At 33.7% G+C, this 8,427-nt stretch carries 6 protein-coding genes; all 6 read right to left on the bottom strand.

Annotation, left to right across the window (positions count from 1 at the left end; translation table 11 throughout):
- Nucleotides 1-634, bottom strand: a 634-nt coding sequence (locus ACKI67_RS01180) for a hypothetical protein (protein WP_407461562.1), incomplete at its 3' end; no start/stop codon positions are given.
- Nucleotides 635-693: 59 nt separating this feature from the next.
- Nucleotides 694-2,277 carry a DUF530 domain-containing protein gene (locus ACKI67_RS01175; protein WP_407461561.1) on the bottom strand — a complete coding sequence of 528 codons (1,584 nt, stop codon included), beginning with the start codon at nucleotides 2,275-2,277 and terminating at the stop codon, nucleotides 694-696.
- Nucleotides 2,278-2,461: 184 nt separating this feature from the next.
- Complete coding sequence (metG, locus tag ACKI67_RS01170; RefSeq protein WP_407461560.1) at nucleotides 2,462-4,495, bottom strand: methionine--tRNA ligase; 2,034 nt, start codon at nucleotides 4,493-4,495, stop codon at nucleotides 2,462-2,464.
- A 279-nt stretch (nucleotides 4,496-4,774) separates the two neighbouring features.
- On the bottom strand, nucleotides 4,775-5,647 hold the full coding sequence (locus ACKI67_RS01165; protein WP_407461559.1) for a hypothetical protein: 873 nt from the start codon (nucleotides 5,645-5,647) through the stop codon (nucleotides 4,775-4,777).
- Between the two features lie 325 nt (nucleotides 5,648-5,972).
- Entirely contained in the window at nucleotides 5,973-7,313 is a 1,341-nt protein-coding gene (locus tag ACKI67_RS01160) for an FAD-dependent oxidoreductase (protein ID WP_407461558.1), read from the bottom strand.
- Between the two features lie 333 nt (nucleotides 7,314-7,646).
- Nucleotides 7,647-8,315 carry a ribose-5-phosphate isomerase RpiA gene (gene rpiA, locus ACKI67_RS01155; RefSeq protein ID WP_407461557.1) on the bottom strand — a complete coding sequence of 223 codons (669 nt, stop codon included), beginning with the start codon at nucleotides 8,313-8,315 and terminating at the stop codon, nucleotides 7,647-7,649.
- Nucleotides 8,316-8,427: the final 112 nt, after the last annotated feature.

The raw sequence follows: 8,427 nt of genomic DNA, 5'->3' as shown, positions 1-8,427 counted from the left end.
CTTTAAGAGATTTTACTTTTAACCTGCATTCATCATCATATTTACGTTTATAATGCTTTACATTAATCCTATCAAAGTATTTGGATTTGATATACTCAACATTTGAAACAGGCATTTCCAATAGGGAAGCAATCTTCTTTGAGCGTTTTCCTTCGTTGAACAAATCAATGACCTGATTGATTTGAGTTTTAGAATATTTCTTTTTACCCCAATTATACTTCACTTCAATAGAGACTCCTTGTTCGTCTAATGCTTTAATATAAATAGGGGAAATTCTATTATAAATGCTCATAGGACATGTAATTCTCTTTAAAGAAGGATAATTATCCAAGAGTTCAATAATTTTTCTTGATGTCAATTGAGTTGATATATGCACTTCAACAGCATTTATATCATACTCCCTCTCTCCTTCCAAAGGCCTTTCATCAAAGATGTCCAGTTCTTCCTTGGATTCAGGGTCTAGATTGTCAAAATCAATATCATCTTCAAAATCATCAAAGTCTTCGTATTCATCGTCAAAGTCTTCATAATCCTCGTAATCTTCAAAATCATCGGAATCATCATACTCATAATCATCAGTATCGTCCCAATCATCTTCAAAGTCATCATCGAAATCATCAAAGTCTTCAACCATGAAAAACACCTTTTTAAATTCGAAATAAAATTAGATTTGCACCAAAAACAACTAATTTCCTAAGATTTATTCTTCACCAAATCAATGAAATCCCTAGAACGTTTAGTATTTGGCTTCTTGATTCCTTTCATATTTGCTATTTCACGTTTTATGCTCTTTTCACCAACTTTAAAGGCATATGAAACATCCTTAATGCTATAATTGGAATTAGTGAATACAATAGCTGGACCTAAAGCTGCATAATTCAACTTGATGTTCAAGTTCTTGATGTTTCCTTCAAACTTGAATTTTTTATGAAGCAGCAAGTCCATATCAGGAACAGCCAAAATATGTTCCTTTTCCTTATCCTGCAAGAGCTTAACCACTTGAGTGTGAGGGTTTTGGAATACCTTACGTTGTTGTCTGTCAATATCTCCACGAATGTATGGGAAAGGTGAACCATAACGCTTACGCCTATCTTGAGAAGTGCATAGATAATATTTGGAAATGTCCCAAAGAATTAAGGTTGGAGCAATATCCGCAAAGATTTTGCTTTTAATCTTATCCCTTTCCTTCAAATCCTTTTTCAATTTCCTGTCCAGATGACCGAATTTATCTATAAGACCCAATTCCTCCAAGGTCTTTTCTATCTTATCATTTCTCCAGTCCTCCAAATCAGCAGGATCGATAAATTCAGGCTTTTCCAAATTGACTGAATAGATTATCTCATCATAGATTTTGAGATTATCCAAATCTTTAATCTTTTCCTCAAAGATCTCATCTGCGTGGCGTTCTGCAATGTCTTCAGCATGCTTTACATAAGCTAAAGCCAAATTGGTGCATGTATGCTTATCATTTATTATTGTTGGCTTGGTTCTATGAAATTCCAATCTTTCAATACGAACTCCCTTACCAAATCTTCTCCTGACTTCATCTTCATAGCTATCTGCAAATTCACTGTCAAGAGGTACCCTTTTTGTGATGGTTCTTCCGTTTTCCTTATATTTTACTATAGGTGTGACAGTTTTGACAACCCCTTTTCTCTGTTGCTTTAAAATATTTAAAACCCTTTTGAAGGATTCTCTGCCCCAACTTGTCAATCCAGACATCAAAACCATATAATTTCCAGATAATGGAAGGTATGGTATTATTTCCAACCTATGAATTCCAGAATGATTGATTTTAAATTCAAAATCTTCACAACCGCATTTGCAAACTTTTCCAGCATCCAAGAAACTGCTGACACGATATGATTTGCCACATTCCTTGCATCTGATTTTTGCATACTCTTCCAAATTGCCTAAAGCAATCCTATGAGCGGAAATTGCATATTTTACCCTATCAAAACTATTTTTCTTGGCAGAGGCAGTGTTTCTGAAGATTTGATTGTAGCGGCTGATTTCACCTAATTCCTCTAAATCGACGTCATCCCTTTGGCGTGAACCATAACGATTCAATGATCTGAATGGGGCTGTATAACCCCTTTCATCCATATTCTCTTTCATGTCTTGAAGCTTATCCAAATTACCTTTAAGAAGTTCAAAGATTTCTAAAAAGGACTCTAAATCCTTAAAATCCTTTTTAAGATTAGTCAAATCTAATCTTTCCTTCTCAATTTCATTTAAAAACTTCTCAGACTCTGTTATCATTAATGATTCATCCATAATATCACCGTGAGGACTTGTATAAATCCGCCGCCAAGAATTTATACATAGGATATTATTAATAAACTTGGTTTAATAAAAAGCTTTGCACTTTTCTCAAGTAATCTCTTTAGATAAAAAAATATGAAAAAGACAAATTACATCAATAATTCGCCGATTTCACAATCACTATTAAAAAGACAAATTACATTAACAATTCGCCGATTTCACAATCATCAGGAGTTAAGATAGCTGCACTTTCAGTAGCCATGATCATTCCTTCAGATTTTTCACCCATCAATTTAGCTGGTTTTAAGTTGGTTACTACAGGCACTTTTTTGCCTATTAAATCTTCAGGAGCGTATCTTTTTCCTAATCCTGCAACTACTTGAATGGTTTTGTCACCAATATCAATTTGAGTTTTCAATAATTTGTTTGATTTTTCAATCTTTTCACATTCTAAGATTTTTCCTATCTTGATTTCCACTTTAGCAAATTCGTCAATACTAATTAAATCCATCTTTTCACCTTCATCTTTAGACTCTTTACTCTTCTTGTCGTCCTTTTTATCATCTTCAGATTCGTTTTCTTGATTCTCCAAATTCTTGTATAATTTTTCCTTTTGTGCTTCAATCACTTTATCTTCAATCTTCTTGAATAATGGTTTAGCCTTGTTGATTTCATGGCCGGTTTCCAAGAAGACCTTAGCATCATCCCAAGTGTTTTCAGTTGGAATGTTGATTATTTCGCAGATTGCATCTGCCTTGTTTGGAATATAAGGCTTTAATAGTACAGCCATTGCCTTACATAATTGATTAGATAAGTATAAGCAGTTTGAAGCCTTTTCCATATCCTCTTTTACAGCTTTCCATGGCTCTTGATCATTGAAGTACTTGTTACCTTTTTTGGCAGTCAATATGATTTCAACCAATCCTTCTCTAAATTTCATTTCAGAAATCAATTCACCTACCTTATCAGGCAATTCCTTGATTGCTTGTTCAAATTCCAAGTCAGCTTCACTTGGGTTTTTATATTCTGGCACTTTTCCATCAAAGAACTTCTTGGTGAAAGTGAATGTTCTGTGGAGGAAGTTACCGATTACATCCGCCAATTCATCGTTTACTCTTCTTTGGAACTCATCCCAAGAGAAGTCTGTGTCCTTATTCAATGGAGCGTTGATTGTAAGGTAATATCTAAGCAAATCTGAATCAAAGTCCTTTACGAAGTCTGCCACCCAAACAACCCAGTTTTTGCTGGTGGACATCTTTCTGCCTTCAAGGGAAAGGAACTCTCCTGCAAAGATGTCATCAGGCAATTTGCAGTCACGTCCAAGCAACATTGCAGGCCAGAACAATGAGTGGTGGTAAATGATATCCTTACCGATGAAATGAACAACGTGTCCGTTCCAATAGTCTTCCCATGGAATGCCTGTTCTTCTAGACCATGCTGCAGCAGAGGACATGTAACCAATGAATGCTTCTCCCCATACGTAAATGACCTTGCCTTCTGCACCTTCCAAAGGTACTGGAATACCCCATTTCATGTCACGGGTCATGATCCAGTCCTGAAGACCTTCCTTCAACCAGTTTTGAGCATAGTTCCTTACGTTTGGAGGCAAGTATGGGTTTGTGCTAATGTATTCTTCAAGAGGCTTTTGGAAATGACTTAATTTGAAGAAGTACTGTGTACTGTCACGAATGACTGGAGTGTTACCGCAAGTCAAACATCTAGGTTCAACAAGTTCAATAGGGTCCAATGCTCTACCACAAACTTCACAGTGGTCTCCTCTTGCTTCTGCACCGCAGACAGGACAGATTCCTTCAACATATCTGTCTGGCAAGAACTTTTCACAGTTTTCACAGTAAAGCTGTTGGATGGTTTCCTCATAAATCAAGCCTTTGTCATAAAGGTATTTGAAGAAGTTCTGTGAGATTTGATAGTGAATCTCATCAGTTGTCCTTGCAAAGTTATCAAAAGAAATGTCACAGCTATTAATGTCTTCTACAATCATGTCATGGTAACGTTTTGCAACCTCAATAGGCTCTTTGCCTTCAGCATCTGCCTTTACTGCAATAGGAGTACCATGCTCGTCAGTTGCACATACCATCAATACCTCATTTCCAGCCATACGATTGTATCTTGCATAGATGTCAGCTGGAATATATGTGGATCTCAAATGTCCTAAATGACATGGTCCATTTGCATATGGAAGTGCACATGAAATAAATATTTTTGTCAATTAAATCCTCTCCAATAAATCTTATAGTATTTCTAATTAATTTTTAAATGCTTTTTAAGTTTGAATAATTATAATATTATAATAAAACATTTATCAATATATTATATATTTACAGTAATATAAATAAGTAGTGATTTTTATAAAAATAGTGCAAAAATAAAAATTAAGTGTTGCAAATAGAGTTAGAAAAATTAAAAATAAAAAAAATAGTTTGGTTAAAAAAAATAAAAAGTATTAAGTTTTAATTTATGAAGATTGAAAATGAATAAAATTAGCTTATTATTTACTCATTTCCACATATTTTAAAACTCTTTCCAATGGAATATCACATTCCTTAGAAATCTCTTCAGGACTTTTAAACTTTAAAAGAACTGGAATCAACTTACTTTCACTTATATCGATACCTCTTCTAAATCTATTATCCATCATTGCATCTCTAAACTGCTCTTCAAACGGCCTAAGTTTTAATTCAGACATAGTAAAACACATCCTTGCTTTTTCTAATTCATTTTCATCAAGTACAGATTTTCCCAGCCACAAAGAATAGGATTTCTCTACAATTAATCTTAATTTATAGTCCATGGGAATATCTTTCAACAAACTTATACACTTTAGTACACACTCATCAAATTCCATATTAATGTTAAATTTTGGAAGCCAGATCAAATCAAAGCAATCATAAACATTCAATTTAATATTTTCATTTATCTTATAAAGAATATTGTTTAATCGAATATTTCCATCCACTTCTCTTGTGATGAACCAATTCGGATTGAAAATCATCACATCATTTAGGTAATCAACTTTTTCAACAGGCAAAGAGCCAGTATAAAAAATGAAGGGATGAACATATTTTCCAGAATTCGAATGCAGAATTACTGAATATTGATAATTTCTCCTCATCAATCTGGAATTTATGAAGGAATGATGTTCAATATTTATCAAATCTCCATTTAGCCTTTGCCTAACTGAATCCAAGCTTAAATTCTTATAATCCAAAGATATTAACCTATTGTCATATCTGCCGACAATATCATTGAAATTGGTAATATATTGTGGAAATTCTTCTGTCTCAGACATGCATATGATAAATATCTCATCTTCAGTATCAAATCTAGATGGAACTTGAGAGTAATTTGAATTATTTTTCATAATTACCCTCCAAACTTATTATTTAATCTTTATTTTATATTTAAAAGTATATAAACCTTTCTTTTTTGATAAAAATACATTTTAATTAGAATTTTTAGTTTACCATACAACATAATAAGTAAATCGTAAAATTAATACTTATTTGTAAAATTAAAGTCAAAATAAGACATTATATCCAATTTAAAAAATTATAAAATAAGAAAAATAATGTGAAAATTAGCAAAAATAAAAATTAAACATTGCAAATATGCTAAAAAAAGAAACAATAATGTGAAAATTAGCAAAAATAATAAAAAAAGAAAATAAAAATAAATAAAAAGTTTATTTAATTATCAAACTTCTTACTTACTTCTTCTACAGCCATTACCAATGGATCAATAACCATAGATACTGGAGGTGCATAAGCAAACTCCATATTGCTTAATTCAAAGCATGTAAGCTCTTCAGTAATGGCTAAAGTCATGGTATCGATTCTTTCAGCCACCCTTTCCTCTGCAATGATTTGGCATCCGATGATAGTACCATCTGCATCACAGATGACCTTAACGTTCATTGGCTTTGCATTCGGATAGTATCTTGCCCTTGTCAATGCTTCAACCTTTGCTACAACTGCCTTGATGCTGTTTTGCTGAGCAAAGCTACGGGTTAGACCAACTGCTCCAAACTCTAAATTACCTACCTTAGTAACCATGGAATTCAAAACAGGATTGAATCTGGAACGTTTTCCTGCAAGAGTTTGTGCCAAGGTTTTTGCTTGCCTTACAGCAGTTGTACCTAATTGGGAAACGGTATTTGATCTAAGTATTGCACTGTATGATTCCACACAGTCACCTACTGCATAGACATCTGGAACGCTTGTTGCCATTCTGTCATTTACAAGAACAGCCCATCTTCCACAGTCACAGCCAGCCATTTTAGCAAGATCCAATTCTGCTCTTACACCAGTAGCCAAGATGACCATATCTGCATCCGCTTCAGTTCCATCTTCAAACACTGCAGTCTTCACTTTGCCCTCTTCGCCTTTAAGCTCAATGATAGGTTGGCCTAAAACCACATCAATGCCTTCACTAATCAAATAGTCTGTGATTATTCCTGCCATATCAGGGTCAAGGGAACGTGGAACGATTTGAGGCAACATTTCACATAATGTTACCTTAAGGCCCATCTTCTTGAATGCATAGGCTATTTCAATACCAATCAATCCTGCACCGGTAACCAAAGCGCTTTTACAGTTTTGAGACCATTCCTTGACTCTTTTACCATCATCCAAGGTTCTTATCTTGAATACACCATCCAAATCAACTCCTTTCATAGGAGGCACGAATGGACTTCCACCAGTAGCCAAGACCAATTTGTCATAGCTCATGGTCTTCTCTACACCATCTTTGGTGGAGTAGGTAATTGTCTTTTTAGCTGAGTCAACTGCAGTGACTTCAGTCTCAAGCATTACATCAATGTTTTTTGCCTTATAATCGTCAACAGTCCTCATTACAATATCATCAAATGAATGAATATTATCTGACAATACGTAAGGAATAGCACAAGGAGAATAGGATACATGATTATCTCTTGTGAGTACAATAATTTCAACTTCTTTATCTAATCTTCTAAGGTTTGAAGCTGTGGATATTCCTCCAGCTCCCCCACCTACAATAACAACTTTCATTTGCTCAAATCCTGAATAAATACATTATTCTTTATAGTTAGTTGAATTTTGGAATATAAACATTCTAATAAATTAATAAGATAAGATTAATCAATTTTAAACATAATGAATAAATTTGAAAAATTATTGAATAAAAATTAATTTAAAAGAGAATTAATTAATATTAGAATTATATTAAATTTTCTCAATTCTATTATATATACTATTCTTTAAGTAAGTAAATGATTTAAAAAAAAGCTAATTAATTAACTCAAAAAAATAGAATAGAAAAAATAGAATAGAAAAAATAGAATAGAAAAAATAAAAATAAAAAAAAAGAAAAACGGCATAAAACTATAAGTATTTTACACCATCTTTAGAACCGATAATGACCTTATCAACCATTTCAGTGAACAAGCCGTTTTCAACAACACCTGGAATTGTGTTCAATTCATCTTCCATATGAATTGGGTTTTCGATTTTGCCGAAAGCAACATCCAAAATGAAGTTTCCGTTATCGGTAATCACAGGCCCATCCTTAGCTTGACCCATTCTTACTTCAACCTTACCGCCCATATCCTCTAAAGCTTTAGTAACAGGATTCAATGAAGCTGGAATGATTTCTATAGGAAGTGGGAAAGCACCTAAAACATCTACAAGCTTGGATTCATCTGCAATGATCACGAGCTCTTTTGCAGAGTAATCAACTATCTTTTCTAATGTGTGTGCTGCTCCTCCACCCTTGATTAAATTGAAGTCTGGATCGATTTCATCAGCACCATCAACAGCCAAATCTATTTCATGTTCGCTAAGGTCTGTAAGTGGAATGTTCCATTTGCGAGCAAGCAATCTTGATTGGAAGGAAGTTGGAATTCCAATGACTTCAATTCCTTCATCCCTTACTCTCATACCTACCTTTTCAATAAAGTAAAGGGTGGTTGAACCTGTACCAAGACCTAAAACTTGACCGTCTTTTACCAAATCAGCTGCAGCATAACCGCAATCCTTTTTCATTTGACTCATAATTAACACCAAATAATGCTTCTTGATAATATTATCTATTTATCTTGAATTTTAACTATACATTTAACCAATGCGTTTCCTTTAGGACAGTCATTGAATTTACCTAAGTCCT

Source organism: Methanobrevibacter sp., assembly GCF_045577275.1.
Taxonomy (GTDB): domain Archaea; phylum Methanobacteriota; class Methanobacteria; order Methanobacteriales; family Methanobacteriaceae; genus Methanobrevibacter.
This window is presented reverse-complemented; position numbering and strand designations above follow the sequence as displayed.

Coding starts and splice junctions, on each gene's coding strand:
- ACKI67_RS01175 (WP_407461561.1), bottom strand. CDS start 2,277: ATGGATGAATCATTAATGATAACAGAGTCTGAGAAGTTTTTAAATGAA.
- rpiA (WP_407461557.1), bottom strand. CDS start 8,315: ATGAGTCAAATGAAAAAGGATTGCGGTTATGCTGCAGCTGATTTGGTA.
- ACKI67_RS01160 (WP_407461558.1), bottom strand. CDS start 7,313: ATGAAAGTTGTTATTGTAGGTGGGGGAGCTGGAGGAATATCCACAGCT.
- ACKI67_RS01165 (WP_407461559.1), bottom strand. CDS start 5,647: ATGAAAAATAATTCAAATTACTCTCAAGTTCCATCTAGATTTGATACT.